A 14,592-nucleotide genomic window follows, 5' to 3' on the forward strand; every position below is an offset into this window, starting at 1 on the left:
TTAGTCGTTCCTTACTGCACATGCTTACGGATGATGGTCGATAGGTATTCACACAACATCACGATCACGATAATAATCAATAGAATAGCGGCGGCTGCACTGTACTCATAACGGTCCATCGCGGTGTTCAATGTTGCGCCGATACCCCCTGCGCCAACAATGCCAATCACGGCAGATTCACGAAAGTTGATGTCGAGTCGGTACATCGAAAGCCCGATAAAGCGTGGCATCACCTGTGCTTGGATCGCGTAGTTCACCTGTTGTAGCCAGCTAGCGCCTGTTGCACGCATTGCGGTCAGAGGTGCAGGATCTATTGCTTCAATCTCATCGGCGAACAGTTTTGCGAGAAAGCCGATGGTAGCGAATGTTAGCGTGACAAAACCCGCAAACGTACCAAAGCCAAACAGAGCTACACACAAAATCGCAACAATGATCTCTTGTAAGCTGCGAGCGACAGAGATATACGATCGGCAGAATAGGTAAACAGGAGTCGGAGCTAGGTTTTTGGCCGCACCTAATCCAAACGGAATGGACAGAATGACGCCTGCCACGGTTGACGTGAGTGTCATGGTTAAACTTTCAATCAAACCTTGCGAGATGTTGTCCCAACGTCCACCGAAATCTGGATTCATGAAGGCCAAAATGAACTGCCAGCCACGTTCGCTGCCTTCGTAAATTCGAGTCCAGTTGACGTGTACCGATTGCGTCGCGAGATATAAGTAAACCGCAACAATGATAACTAAGCTCCAACGTAACCATGGATTTGAAATCAGTGGTGGCTTTGTCCACTGTGTTGGGTATTGCTGAGCTAACTTGGGATCTTGCTGAGCTGATTTTGAATGATGTTGAGCTTGCTTTGGATATGGCTGAATCATATTGTCGCCTCAGACAAAAGAGGATGAGTGATGATCAGGTTGTCTTCCTCTTCTTCTACTTGTTGGCTCCAATCTTCTTCACCGTAGATCTGTGTTAATACATCTTCAGTCAAAAGGTTTGGTGTGTCATCAAACACCACACAGCCTGCATTTAGGCCAACAACTCGGTCAACAAACTGTTTTGCCAACTGAACGTCGTGAATATTGATGATGGCAGGGAGCTGTTGCTCAGAACAAACCTCGCTGATCAATCGCATGATTTGACGTGCCGTACGCGGATCGAGCGCGGCCGTTGGTTCATCGATCAATAGTAGTTTCGGTTTTTGAGCTAACGCACGTGCAATACCAACACGTTGGCGTTGTCCGCCCGACAGTGCATCGGCTCTTTTATTTGCGTGCTCTAATAAGCCAACTCGGTCGAGTAGGGCATAAGCCGCCTGAATATCCGACTCTGGGAAACGGCGAGTAAAACTTTGCCAGAAATTCACGTAACCCAAACGGCCCGAAAGCACGTTTTCCATGACGGTTAAGCGCTCAATCAGTGCGTATTCTTGGAAAATCATCCCAATTTCGCGTCTTGATTGTCTGAGTTGTCGTTTAGAGAGGCTCTCAAGATTAGTATTTGAAAAAATGACTTCGCCGCTGGTGGGCTCAGTTAAACGGTTAATACAACGGATAAGCGTTGATTTACCTGCACCAGATGGGCCGATCAATCCTACAACTTCGCCGGCATTCACCGACAAACTAACATTAGTTAGGGCCTTGTCAGAGCTGGAGTAATGCTTGGTAAGTCCTTTAAGGGTAAGAGTAGACATAGAATTCCTATAGCGATGGTTTACTAAGAGTTCGCGTGAGGTTGACATGGGAAGCAAACCGCTGAGAGTGGTGAGTAACTGCAGGCGCGTAAGCCTGCAGTTAGTTTCATCAATGTGTGATTGGCTTTTTAGTTCGGTTGAACTTAGCTACACGTGTAAGACACTTTGTTTGCTGTATCGATAGTACGGATCACTTCCCAATGCTCTTGGTAAGTAATAGGAACAAACTTCGCTTCGCCGTTGCGCTCGAACTCTTCTTGTAACTTGGTGCCTTCCCAATCAAACGTGAAGAATGCTTGTTGAATCTTCTCTTGTAGTTCTGGCGTTAAGTTGTGAGCCGTGCCGTATGCGGTAGTTGGGAAAGTTTGTGATTTATAGATGCTCTTGATTTGCTCTTCTTTTACGACATCGCGTGAAAGCATGCGGTTCAAGACAGAGTTAGCGACAGCTGCTGCGTCGTAATCTTTGTGCGCCACGCCTAAGATAGAGTTGTCGTGTGCGCCAGAGAACGCCGGTTTGAAATCACGCTCCGGTTGAAGTTGGTATTCAGCATCTAGAATCGCAGAAGGTGCTTTGAAGCCAGAGTTAGAGGTTTGCGCTGTAAATGCTAGGTTTTTGCCTTTTAGGTCTTCAACCTTTTCAATACCAGAGCCTGGGTGAGTGATAATTTCCATTTCGTAACCGAAAGAGCCATCTTCAGCCGCCATCATGGTGAAAGGTGCAAAGCCTGCACAGTTAACGGCTAGAGGGGTTGAACCTGTGTTAAAGCCGGCAATATGAAGGCGACCTGAACGCATGGCTTCAATTTGAGCTGCGTTATTCTGTACTGGGAAGAAACGAACCGTTTTTTCCGTTGTTTTTTCAAGGTGGCTCAAAAACTCACTCCACACATCAGCGTATACTGCGGGGTCTTCAACTGGTGTGTAAGCAAAAATTAGTGTGTTTGGATCAACCCATTGTGATTCATCTTGGGGTACATCGGCCACTAAGTTTCCTGAACGGTCTTCATATCGCGTGTCCATTGCTAATGCAGAACCAGAAAAAATCAGCGCAGCAGTCATAGCGGTTTTAAGCGTGAGATTTGTTTTTGTCGGTTTCATGATTTCAGTCCAATTGAGTTATCTGTTGGGGATGGAGTATAGAAATCGAGGATGACAGAACCGATGCATTTTGATGACGGATTTATGAATGGTGTAACATAGTGTTTCTAGCTAAGTGGAATTAGATATTTTCTAAGCATTTGATTAGTTGAGTAAATTAATCGGGCACTATCCGCGTTGATTTTACTCAATTGGATGTAGGTTGAAATACTGTTATAGTACTCCTTAAATAATACATAAACATAACATATAAATAAGCGAACTTATGGCTAGCACTTTTAATTCAATTTCGGGCTCGAAGCGTAGCCTACACGTGCAAGTAGCACGCGAAATCGCTCGTGGAATTTTGTCTGGCAATTTGCCACAAGGTTCTATTATCCCTGGTGAAATGGCGTTGTGTGAACAGTTTGGTATCAGCCGAACGGCACTTCGTGAAGCAGTTAAACTGCTAACTTCTAAAGGTTTGCTAGAGTCCCGCCCGAAAATCGGTACTCGTGTAGTGGACCGTGCATACTGGAACTTCCTTGATCCTCAACTGATTGAGTGGATGGACGGCTTAACCGACGTCGATCAGTTTTGTTCACAGTTTTTGGGTCTTCGCCGCGCGATTGAACCTGAAGCGTGTGCATTGGCGGCAAAATTTGCGACTGCTGAACAACGTATCGAGCTTTCAGAGATCTTCCAAAAGATGGTAGAAGTGGATGAAGCTGAAGTGTTTGACCAAGAGCGTTGGACAGACATTGATACTCGTTTCCATAGCTTGATCTTTAATGCGACAGGAAACGATTTTTACCTGCCATTTGGTAACATTCTGACTACGATGTTCATCAACTTCATCGTGCACTCTTCTGAAGAAGGAAGTACGTGTATCAATGAACACCGTAGAATCTATGAAGCTATCATGGCCGGTGATTGTGACAAGGCGAGAATTGCTTCTGCCGTTCACTTGCAAGATGCTAACCACCGTTTGGTGACTGCGTAGTAGATGCGTAATAGAAATGGTTTAAAGTACGTCTGAGCCATTTCAGATTGAAATGACAGCTTTGTTCAAAATAACGACTCAGAAAGGTATGCCAAGCGCATGCCTTTTTTGTTGTCTGTCGTTTACGAAAATTATTGCTTTGTGTACGAAAAAAACCAGAGACTCGTGTCTCTGGCTTTGACTTATTTGAACGTTATAGGTTAAACGAGCGGCTCATTATGGATGCTCTTCAGCTTGCTTTCGTTTCTGCTTCTTCTTCATCTTTAACGTTGAGTAAACAGAGAATACAGCCAACACGATAAACGCTAGAGCAATAGGGCGCTCATAAAGGAAAGACCAACTGCCGTCGTACATCAATAATGATTTTCTTAAGTTGGTTTCGGCCATTGGCCCTAAGATGATCGCAAGCAAAATCGGTGAAGAAGGTATATCCAGTTTAGTTAAGACAAACCCAAGTAAGCCAAAACCGATCGCAATCCCTATATCAAACATCGAGTTATTAATCGCGTAAGCACCAACAATCGATAGGAAGACAATAATTGGGGTCATGATGATCTTTGGCACTTCAATAATGCGGCAAAAGAATCGGATACCCAGTAAACCAATCACCAGCATCACAAGGTTAGCGACTAGCATTGAGCTGAAAACGCCGTAAACCACTTCTGGATTTTGTGCAAATAGAAGAGGGCCGGGTGTTAGGCCTTGTACAATTAGAGCGCCTAATAGAACCGCTGCGACGGCATCTCCAGGAACGCCAAGTGTTAACAATGGAACTAATGAACCACCCGTTACACCGTTGTTGCCTGATTCAGCAGCCGCTAGGCCACGAACTGAACCGTTGCCAAACTCTTCTGGGTTTTTCGACGAACGTTTTGCTTCGTTGTAACAAACAAATGCAGAAATATCAGCACCAGCGCCTGGTACAGATCCGATTGTTGTTCCCATCAAACCACTTTTTATGGCTGTTGGTAGCATTTCTTTTAGATCGCTTTTGCTCAATAGTTTGTGATCAAATTTCGGCGCAACGACTTTCTTTTCAGAGAACAGCTTTTCTAGTTGGTTTAACGCTTCAGAAAGAGCGAACAAACCGATCAAAACAGGGATGACATTGATTCCGCTGTAGAGATCCATAATGTCGAAAGTAAATCTTGGTACGCTGCTGATTGGATCGAGTCCAACGGTAGAAACCAACAACCCAATCGTGCCAGCTAATAATCCTTTGAAAATGTTGTTTGAAGAAACACTCGCAATAATAGTTAAACCAAACAGAGCGAGTGCAAAATATTCTGGTGCATTAAAACGCAGTGCGAACGTCGCCAATTTGGGAGCAATTGCGATAAGAACGATAGTGCTTAATAATCCGCCAATAAATGAAGCCACAGCAGAAATACTTAATGCTCTGGCAGCTTGCCCTCTAACAGCCATTGTGTGACCGTCGAGTACACTTGCTGCCGAAGCTGGTGTCCCTGGTGTTTTAAGCAGTATTGCGGCAATCGAACCACCGTAAATACCACCAATGTACACACCGATTAACATCACAAGGGCTGAAGTTGGTTCCATGCCAAATGTAAACGGAAGGAGTATCGCAACGCCCATTGTTGCGGTTAGTCCTGGTAATGCACCTAAAATAACCCCACCTAGCACACCAAAAACAAGGACAGGAAGTACAGCAAAGCTCACAGCTGTCGCGAGACCATCAATTAGATATTCAAACATTATGACCTCCTATGACCACATTGCTTCAGGAAGCGCGATGTAGAACACCTCGCCAAATAAATAGTAAACCGCAAACACAAAAACAACGGCGACAACGTAATAAATTGGCTTCTTAACTTTGAAATAAACAAGGTAAAATATAAATGCAATCAAGCTAGCGTAAAGGTAACCAACGACACTGATGAGCAATGCGTAGCCGATCAGATAAGCAACGCCGAAGATGGACATTTTACTTACCATCGCTTCTTGTTGTTCTGATACACCTTTAAGTTTGTGTTGAACAATGAGAACAATGCAGATAGCAATTTGAGCAATCACAATCATCATTGGAAAAAATTTTGCATCGACACTGGCATCTTGATACATGGGACGATCAAACTGAGTAATCAACACGAGTGCTATTGCGCTAAGAATGATGATTATGGAAGGGAAGACGACATTTCGATTTAAGTTGGCGTTAGACATAGAATTTACCCCTAAAAAGTAAAGCAAGGGAAAGATACAAACTGATAAAAAGGCACAACTTGTCGTTGTGCCTATGAGTTGAGATTATTGAATTAATTCAGTAAGTGACTTTGTATCTTCTGCAACGAATGCAGTGAATGCTTTATCATCAAGATTGTGAATAGTCATCGCACCTTTCGCCATGAAAGATTTGAACTCCTCACTTGCCATTGCTTCATCAAATGCAGCACCTAGTTTCTCAATTACCGCATCAGGCGTATCTTTTGGAGCGCCAATACCACGCCATGTACCTGTTACAACATCAATACCTTGTTCTTTCAAAGTAGGAACATCAGGAATGTACTGAATACGTTCTTCTGACATCACCCCCAATGCTTTTAACTGGCCTGAACGAAGTTGAGCGATAGCTTCACCCGGTGTAACCATTGTTACGTCTGTGTGATGGCCTAATACGGCAGGAATTGCTTCAGACGCACCGTTGTAAGGGATAGCGTTTAATTTAATGCCTTGGTCTTTTTCTAAAGACATGAGGTAGAAGTTTGGCGCAGCAGTTGAAGCAAATTTTACGCTGCCTGGGTTTTCTTTGGCTTCTTTGATTAGGTCATTGATGGTGTTGTATGGGCTATCTGCTGCAACCAATACTACTGCTGGGTCTAAGTTGACTAAACGAATCAATCTAAAGTCGTCTGCTGTATGGCGCATCAAACCCATTTGAGGAAGCGAAGCGATTTCACGAGTTACTACTGTTAATGTATAACCGTCAGCTCGCTGCTGGGCACCAAAACTCATACCAACGGCGCCAGCGCCACCAGTACGGTTCATGATTGAAATATTTTGTCCCAGAATGTCTTTGGCGCTATTGGCAAGAGTACGCCCAACAGCATCTGTACCACCGCCGGCACCGAATGGCACAACCAAGCGAATGTTTTTGCTAGGGTAGTCTGCTGCAATCGATGTTGCAGAAACAAGAATACCAGCTGCTAGCATGATTGATTTTAATAGTTTACTCATAATAAGTACCTTCTGTTTCTAATTATTAGCGATATGTTTTTGTAGGGTTTTCAGCTTTTTCGGTTTGGTATTCGTGCATTGTTAACTGTTCAATAGCCACCGCTATCCAGCCACTGATTAGCATGTCATACCATTGTTGAACGCCACTGCAGGCAACAACAACATTTCCGTAAACAAATGAGCCGTAGAACAATAAGTCTTCGTCACGTAGTGAGGATGGGTGTTGTGAGTGCAGTGTTAGATTACTTGTAGATTCTCGCCATGCTTGTTGAGCTTTCTTACGAGCAAGGTGATCAAATTTGATAGTCCAATTACCAGGGTCTCCTAAAGATTCCTCATAAAGAATGGCGTCTTCGAAAGAGGCTTCCCAAGGTTTGAGGTGGGGATTCATAACGACAATATGCAGTTCTTTTCTATTGGTTCTTTCAAAAAGCTTGTCGATAGAGGGTTTTACGATGTCGATAGCGTCTTGAGTGATGTCTTTCATTGATCGCATGCTACATGTCCTTACGTTTCATTAGATGTATATAGAATATTGTATGACAATAATTCTTCAATTCATGAAGGCTTGGAAGTGGGGAGCGATCACAAGCGGAAGTCTACTAACTAGACTCCGATCTTGTTTTAACCATATTGTGTCGAAAATAGTGTGATTCTGGTCTTTTATTAAACTGGATATAAATGCACTCAGCTCCAGTTTATTTTGGCTTATTTATTAGGTACAAACTCACCATCATATGGCCACCGTTCTGTTAATTCATAAGGGCGAAAATTTTGGCGTGATAATAGAGCACCCTATAAAACAATGGATACATACGGACATGCTAGCGAGCTAACCTGTTTGTTTTTAGGAAGCGTGTTGCACTGTTTTGGTTCAATCATTTTCCATCTTTCTTAAACTATTCGGGTTGCTCAATACCCCTAGTCTTTGCATGTTCTCTTTATCAATCCCAGAGACAGCATCTTAAATTCCCTCTCTTAACTCATCAGGAAATGGTCTAAATAGAGGTGATTTCACATCCATTTTTATTTAGATCTAAAGATAAGAGCACTACACAAGTTTGAATTGAATTCTAATGATATTACCCGCTCGATTTCGATAAAAAACACTGGTTTATTGTGTGATGAATGATGCGAATTTGGTCACGAATTCTCTTTTATTATTTTTTAGGTCTTTGTGTTTATATGTGTTTGGTTGTATTTGTTAATAAGTGTGCAAAGTCTCACTTTTATTTTAAGTTGTTGTTTTTAAGATTGAATTTATTTTAAGTGTTTGATGTTTTGGGTTTTTACCTAAAACCCTAACAATTTCCTTAATGGATTAGCCATATTCCATCCTATGTCATATATATAATTAACTTAATCAATCAAAATAAGATCACCATCACTTATTTGGATTATTGTACTACAAATAAAGAGTCGAATTTCCTATAGTCCTCGTAACAAATTAAAACGGACAAAGGATACACGATGGAACTCAACACGATTATTGTCGGCATTTATTTCCTATTCTTGATTGCGATAGGTTGGATGTTTAGAACATTTACAAGTACCACCAGTGACTACTTCCGCGGGGGCGGTAATATGTTGTGGTGGATGGTTGGTGCAACCGCTTTTATGACCCAGTTTAGTGCATGGACATTCACCGGTGCGGCAGGTAAAGCGTATAACGATGGTTTTGCAGTAGCGGTCATCTTCGTAGCTAACGCTTTTGGTTACTTCATGAACTATGCGTACTTCGCGCCGAAATTCCGTCAACTTCGCGTTGTTACGGTAATCGAAGCGATTCGTATGCGTTTTGGTGCAACGAATGAGCAAGTATTCACTTGGTCTTCAATGCCGAACTCAGTGGTATCTGCGGGTGTGTGGTTAAACGCATTAGCAATCATCGCTTCGGGTATCTTCGGTTTCGACATGAACATGACTATCTGGGTGACTGGCCTAGTGGTATTGGCGATGTCGGTAACAGGTGGTTCATGGGCGGTAATCGCATCTGACTTCATGCAGATGGTTATCATCATGGCGGTAACGGTAACTTGCGCGGTTGTAGCGGTTGTTCAAGGTGGTGGTGTTGGTGAGATTGTTAACAACTTCCCAGTACAAGATGGTGGTTCGTTCCTTTGGGGCAACAACATCAACTACCTAAGCATCTTTACGATTTGGGCATTCTTCATCTTCGTTAAGCAGTTCTCAATCACGAACAACATGCTTAACTCATACCGTTACCTAGCAGCAAAAGATTCAAAGAATGCAAAGAAAGCCGCACTGCTTGCTTGTGTGTTGATGTTGTGTGGTGTGTTTATTTGGTTCATGCCTTCTTGGTTCATTGCAGGTCAAGGTGTCGATTTATCAGCGGCTTACCCGAATGCAGGTAAAAAAGCGGGTGATTTTGCTTACCTATACTTTGTACAAGAGTACATGCCAGCAGGTATGGTTGGTCTATTAGTTGCCGCGATGTTTGCAGCGACAATGTCTTCAATGGACTCAGGTCTAAACCGTAACTCAGGTATCTTTGTTAAGAACTTCTACGAAACAATCGTTCGTAAAGGTCAAGCATCAGAGAAAGAGTTAGTAACCGTATCTAAAATTACTTCAGCGGTATTTGGTTTCGCTATTATCCTAATCGCACAGTTCATCAACTCATTAAAAGGTTTGAGCCTGTTTGATACGATGATGTACGTAGGTGCGTTAATCGGCTTCCCTATGACGATTCCTGCATTCCTTGGTTTCTTCATCAAGAAGACTCCGGACTGGGCTGGTTGGGGCACGCTAGTTGTTGGTGGTATCGTATCTTATGTGGTTGGTTTTGTTATCGACGCAGAGATGGTAGCAGCGGCGTTTGGTCTTGATACTCTAACAGGACGTGAATGGTCTGATGTTAAAGTTGCGATTGGTCTGATTGCTCACATCACGCTAACTGGTGGCTTCTTCGTACTATCTACGATGTTCTACAAGCCTCTATCAAAAGAACGTCAAGCGGATGTTGATAAGTTCTTTGGCAACTTAGATACACCATTAGTAGCTGAATCGGCAGAGCAAAAAGTGTTGGATAACAAACAACGTCAAATGCTTGGTAAACTGATTGCGGTAGCGGGTGTTGGTATCATGTTGATGGCTCTTCTGACTAACCCAATGTGGGGACGCCTAGTCTTCATCTTATGTGGTGTGATAGTTGGTGGTGTCGGTGTTCTACTTGTGAAAGCGGTCGATGACGGCGGCAAGCAAGCTAAAGCTGTAACTGAAAGCTAATAGCTAGCGAACGTTTAGACAAAATGCGACGACTCGAAAGGGCGTCGCATTTTTTGTTTTGCGAAGTGAGTAAACGCGCCTGGTTTACAACATCAGACCTAAATCACGAAAACTGTAAAAAATTGTACGATCGAATCGAAACACATTCAATTGTCCTACAATAAGACGTATATTGTTACTAATTCCTTTCAATCAACTTGAAAAATAAGTGAGTTAGAATGAGCGACCAAAAATCTCTTGATGCAATCAGGAAGATGAAGCTGGAGAATGATACTTCAGCAGGTAATCTTGTAGACCTACTCCCTATCGAAGTACAGACTCGTGACTTCGACTTATCATTCCTAGACACCTTGAGCGAAGCACGTCCGCGTCTTCTTGTTCAAGCTGATCAGCTAGAAGAATTCAAAGCAAAAGTGAAAGCTGATGAAGCTCATTGCATGTTTGATGACTTCTACAATAACTCTACCGTTAAGTTTCTTGAGACTGCGCCTTTTGAAGAGCCTCAAGCGTACCCAGCTGAGACGGTAGGTAAAGCTTCTCTGTGGCGTCCTTATTGGCGTCAAATGTACGTTGATTGCCAAATGGCACTGAACGCGACACGTAACCTAGCGATTGCTGGTGTTGTAAAAGAAGACGAAGCGCTCATTGCTAAAGCAAAAGCTTGGACTCTAAAACTGTCTACGTACGATCCAGAAGGCGTGACTTCTCGTGGCTACAACGACGAAGCGGCTTTCCGTGTCATCGCTGCAATGGCTTGGGGTTACGACTGGCTACACGGCTACTTCACAGATGAAGAACGTCAGCAAGTTCAAGATGCTTTGATTGAGCGTCTAGACGAAATCATGCACCACTTGAAAGTGACGGTTGATCTATTGAACAACCCGCTAAACAGCCACGGTGTTCGTTCTATTTCTTCTGCTATCATCCCAACGTGTATCGCGCTTTACCACGATCACCCGAAAGCAGGCGAGTACATCGCTTACGCTCTAGAATACTACGCAGTACACTACCCACCATGGGGCGGTGTAGACGGCGGTTGGGCTGAAGGCCCTGATTACTGGAACACGCAAACGGCATTCCTAGGCGAAGCATTTGACCTGTTGAAAGCATACTGTGGTGTAGACATGTTTAACAAAACATTCTACGAAAACACCGGTGACTTCCCACTTTATTGTATGCCTGTTCACTCTAAGCGCGCGAGCTTCTGTGACCAGTCTTCAATCGGCGATTTCCCAGGTTTAAAATTGGCTTACAACATCAAGCACTACGCAGGTGTTAACCAGAAGCCTGAGTACGTTTGGTACTACAACCAACTGAAAGGCCGTGATACTGAAGCACACACCAAATTCTACAACTTTGGTTGGTGGGATTTCGGCTACGACGATCTTCGTTTTAACTTCCTTTGGGATGCACCTGAAGAGAAAGCACCATCAAACGATCCACTGTTGAAAGTATTCCCAATCACGGGTTGGGCTGCATTCCACAACAAGATGACTGAGCGTGATCACCATATTCACATGGTATTCAAATGTTCTCCGTTTGGCTCAATCAGCCACTCTCACGGTGACCAAAATGCATTTACGCTTCACGCATTTGGTGAAACGCTAGCGTCAGTAACAGGTTACTACGGTGGTTTCGGTGTAGACATGCACACGAAATGGCGTCGTCAAACGTTCTCTAAAAACCTTCCACTATTTGGCGGTAAAGGTCAGTACGGCGAGAACAAGAACACAGGCTACGAAAACCACCAAGATCGCTTCTGTATCGAAGCGGGCGGCACTATCTCTGACTTCGACACTGAATCTGATGTGAAGATGGTTGAAGGTGATGCAACGGCATCTTACAAGTACTTCGTTCCTGAAATCGAATCTTACAAACGTAAGGTCTGGTTTGTTCAAGGTAAAGTATTCGTAATGCAAGACAAGGCAATACTTTCTGAAGAGAAAGACATGACTTGGCTAATGCACACGACTTTCGCAAACGAAGTAGCTGATAAGTCTTTCACTATCCGCGGCGAAGTTGCGCACTTAGACGTAAATTTCATTAACGAGTCTGCTGAGAACATCACTTCAGTTAAGAACGTTGAAGGCTTCGGCGAAGTTGACCCGTACGAGTTCAAAGATCTTGAAATCCACCGTCACGTTGAAGTGGAATTCAAGCCCTCTAAAGAGCACAACATCTTGACGCTTCTCGTTCCTAATAAGAACGAAGGCGAGCAAGTTGAAGTGTCACATAAGCTTGTAGGCAACACGCTAGAGCTAACTGTTGACGGCGAAACGGTTTCAATCGAACTGTAATTCGTTGAAATAACAGAAGCTAGATATTAAAAACTCCGGGCGAAAGCTCGGAGTTTTTTTTGCCTAGCGAAAATGGGAGACGCGGTGCAAATGTACCTTCATGTAAGTTGGAATCGTGCCAGAAGTCCACTTATTGGCCTCTCGATGTCAAATCAATAGTGCAGAGCAGAGCCTGATTAATCTGATGTAGGCCGAGACAGGACATGTGTTCAACAATTATGTTGAATGAAAATGTACAGGAGTCGTATACGAGCTCCGTAAGTATGGCTTTGTAGTTTCCAAGAGCTTTTTATCACTTATTTACAGTGAACAATCTCAGTCACAGGCTGAAAAGAGAATAGTGAACTTAAAGTAGGTTGAGGCGTAGTTTGTTCATATTAATCGCATGAGCTATAGCGTGCGGCATTTCGTAAATAAACGGCTTTTTAAGGGTGATATAGTTCCGGTAAATATAAAACGTAAGCCATATTTTCTCGTAAATTGTATCGCCGTCACAACTTACGCTTAACCATCGAATGAATGCCCTAAAACTATTGCGAAACGAGAAAGACGTAGTTATTATAATGAGCATATAATCATACAATACTATATTTGGAGTTTGAACATGACTAAACCTGTAATTGGTTTCATTGGCCTAGGTCTTATGGGCGGCAACATGGTTGAAAACCTGCAAAAGCGCGGCTACCACGTAAACGTAATGGATCTAAGCGCTGAAGCTGTTGCTCGCGTTACTGACCGTGGCAATGCGACTGCATTCACTTCTGCTAAAGAACTCGCTGCGGCAAGTGACATTGTTCAGTTTTGTCTTACAACTTCAGCTGTTGTTGAAAAAATCGTATACGGCGAAGACGGCGTTCTAGCGGGCATCAAAGAAGGCGCAGTACTAGTAGACTTCGGTACTTCTATCCCTGCTTCTACTAAGAAAATCGGCGCAGCTCTTGCTGAAAAAGGTGCGGGCATGATCGACGCTCCTCTAGGCCGTACTCCTGCACACGCTAAAGATGGTCTTCTGAACATCATGGCTGCTGGTGACATGGAAACTTTCAACAAAGTTAAACCTGTTCTTGAAGAGCAAGGCGAAAACGTATTCCACCTAGGTGCTCTAGGTTCAGGTCACGTTACTAAGCTTGTGAACAACTTCATGGGTATGACAACTGTTGCGACTATGTCTCAAGCTTTCGCTGTTGCTCAACGCGCTGGCGTTGATGGCCAACAACTGTTTGATATCATGTCTGCAGGTCCATCTAACTCTCCGTTCATGCAATTCTGTAAGTTCTACGCAGTAGACGGCGAAGAGAAGCTAGGTTTCTCTGTTGCAAACGCAAACAAAGACCTTGGTTACTTCCTTGCTCTTTGTGACGAGCTAGGTACTGAGTCTCTAATCGCTCAAGGTACTGCAACAAGCCTACAAGCTGCTGTTGATGCAGGCATGGGTAACAACGACGTACCAGTAATCTTCGACTACTTCGCTAAACTAGAGAAGTAATCGACGTACGACCTCGCTAGGGTATTGCTTGTCTTCTAGGCGGCGATACCTCGGCGAGGTTCGTTTTTATCTGCAGTTCTGCTTTTTCGTAAATCCATTCATAACCGTTTCTTGCGTTCGTCCTTTCTTCCTTTCAAGCTCGCTTTGTTTCTTCCTTTTTGTGCCTCATTTCCTTTGCGTTACCCAAGCAAAGCTCTATTTATTTCTGTTCTTACTTTTACCTTTGTTCTAGTTAGTTCTACTTTGATTTCAACTTTCAACTTCATAAATCTTCAAGCAACTCTCCCTTCAGTAAGCCAATCGCCAATCTTTTGGTAAACAGAACCTTTAGTAAACTAAGCTACTAGCATATCCGTCTCAAACGTTTAAAACCTACACTGACGTTGCATTACTCATCGATCGAATACTTAAAAAGAAAGCAAAAAAAAGCCCACACAGCTGGTGACTATGTGGGCGTGCTCGGACGAGCCGTCTGAAAAAAAGGATGAACAATTTAAAGTGAAATAACGATTAACGAGATCCCCCGACAGTCTCTACGTTAAAAGTGTTCAATGACCTCAAAGCAAATTGCTTCAATTACCACTTTGAATTGAACA

Annotated in this window: 11 protein-coding genes; 4 read left to right on the plus strand and 7 right to left on the minus strand. The window is 43.4% G+C overall.

Going from position 1 to position 14,592, the window contains the following annotated elements:
• Positions 1 to 11: 11 nt before the first annotated feature.
• From phnE to phnD, 3 genes are all read right to left on the minus strand, one after another.
• Complete coding sequence (phnE, locus tag OCV36_RS06525) at positions 12 to 875, minus strand: phosphonate ABC transporter, permease protein PhnE (RefSeq protein WP_245300921.1); 864 nt, start codon at positions 873 to 875, stop codon at positions 12 to 14.
• Positions 872 to 1,690 (minus strand): phosphonate ABC transporter ATP-binding protein, encoded by an 819-nt coding sequence (phnC, locus tag OCV36_RS06530; protein ID WP_135456475.1) that lies wholly within the window; start codon positions 1,688 to 1,690, stop codon positions 872 to 874. Before phnC ends, phnE begins: the two co-directional genes overlap by 4 nt.
• 143 nt (positions 1,691 to 1,833) lie before the next feature.
• Positions 1,834 to 2,790: a phosphate/phosphite/phosphonate ABC transporter substrate-binding protein gene (gene phnD, locus OCV36_RS06535; protein WP_017076746.1), complete on the minus strand. Its 957-nt coding sequence runs from the start codon at positions 2,788 to 2,790 to the stop codon at positions 1,834 to 1,836.
• A 265-nt stretch (positions 2,791 to 3,055) separates the two neighbouring features.
• On the opposite strand from phnD, the gene OCV36_RS06540 reads away from it, so the two are divergent.
• Positions 3,056 to 3,772: a FadR/GntR family transcriptional regulator gene (locus tag OCV36_RS06540; protein WP_017076745.1), complete on the plus strand. Its 717-nt coding sequence runs from the start codon at positions 3,056 to 3,058 to the stop codon at positions 3,770 to 3,772.
• 216 nt (positions 3,773 to 3,988) lie between these two features.
• On the opposite strand, the gene OCV36_RS06545 is transcribed toward OCV36_RS06540, so the two are convergent.
• The 4 genes from OCV36_RS06545 to OCV36_RS06560 all read right to left on the minus strand — a co-directional run bounded on the left by OCV36_RS06545 (position 3,989) and on the right by OCV36_RS06560 (position 7,460).
• Complete coding sequence (locus OCV36_RS06545) at positions 3,989 to 5,488, minus strand: tripartite tricarboxylate transporter permease (RefSeq protein ID WP_135456473.1); 1,500 nt, start codon at positions 5,486 to 5,488, stop codon at positions 3,989 to 3,991.
• A 9-nt stretch (positions 5,489 to 5,497) separates the two neighbouring features.
• Positions 5,498 to 5,953 (minus strand): tripartite tricarboxylate transporter TctB family protein, encoded by a 456-nt coding sequence (locus tag OCV36_RS06550; protein WP_017076743.1) that lies wholly within the window; start codon positions 5,951 to 5,953, stop codon positions 5,498 to 5,500.
• A gap of 84 nt (positions 5,954 to 6,037) precedes the next feature.
• Positions 6,038 to 6,964, minus strand: coding sequence for a tripartite tricarboxylate transporter substrate binding protein (locus OCV36_RS06555; RefSeq protein ID WP_017076742.1), 927 nt, complete (start codon positions 6,962 to 6,964; stop codon positions 6,038 to 6,040).
• 25 nt (positions 6,965 to 6,989) lie between these two features.
• Positions 6,990 to 7,460, minus strand: a complete 471-nt coding sequence (locus OCV36_RS06560; RefSeq protein WP_017076741.1) for a hypothetical protein — start codon at positions 7,458 to 7,460, stop codon at positions 6,990 to 6,992.
• A gap of 974 nt (positions 7,461 to 8,434) precedes the next feature.
• On the opposite strand from OCV36_RS06560, the gene OCV36_RS06565 reads away from it, so the two are divergent.
• From OCV36_RS06565 to OCV36_RS06575, 3 genes are all read left to right on the plus strand, one after another.
• Positions 8,435 to 10,213, plus strand: coding sequence for a sodium:solute symporter family transporter (locus OCV36_RS06565; protein WP_017076740.1), 1,779 nt, complete (start codon positions 8,435 to 8,437; stop codon positions 10,211 to 10,213).
• Positions 10,214 to 10,431: 218 nt separating this feature from the next.
• Positions 10,432 to 12,510: a DUF4962 domain-containing protein gene (locus OCV36_RS06570; RefSeq protein ID WP_135456471.1), complete on the plus strand. Its 2,079-nt coding sequence runs from the start codon at positions 10,432 to 10,434 to the stop codon at positions 12,508 to 12,510.
• Positions 12,511 to 13,114: 604 nt separating this feature from the next.
• Positions 13,115 to 13,996: an NAD(P)-dependent oxidoreductase gene (locus OCV36_RS06575; RefSeq protein ID WP_017076738.1), complete on the plus strand. Its 882-nt coding sequence runs from the start codon at positions 13,115 to 13,117 to the stop codon at positions 13,994 to 13,996.
• Positions 13,997 to 14,592 lie beyond the last annotated feature (596 nt).

The organism is Vibrio echinoideorum (assembly GCF_024347455.1).
GTDB lineage: Bacteria > Pseudomonadota > Gammaproteobacteria > Enterobacterales > Vibrionaceae > Vibrio > Vibrio echinoideorum.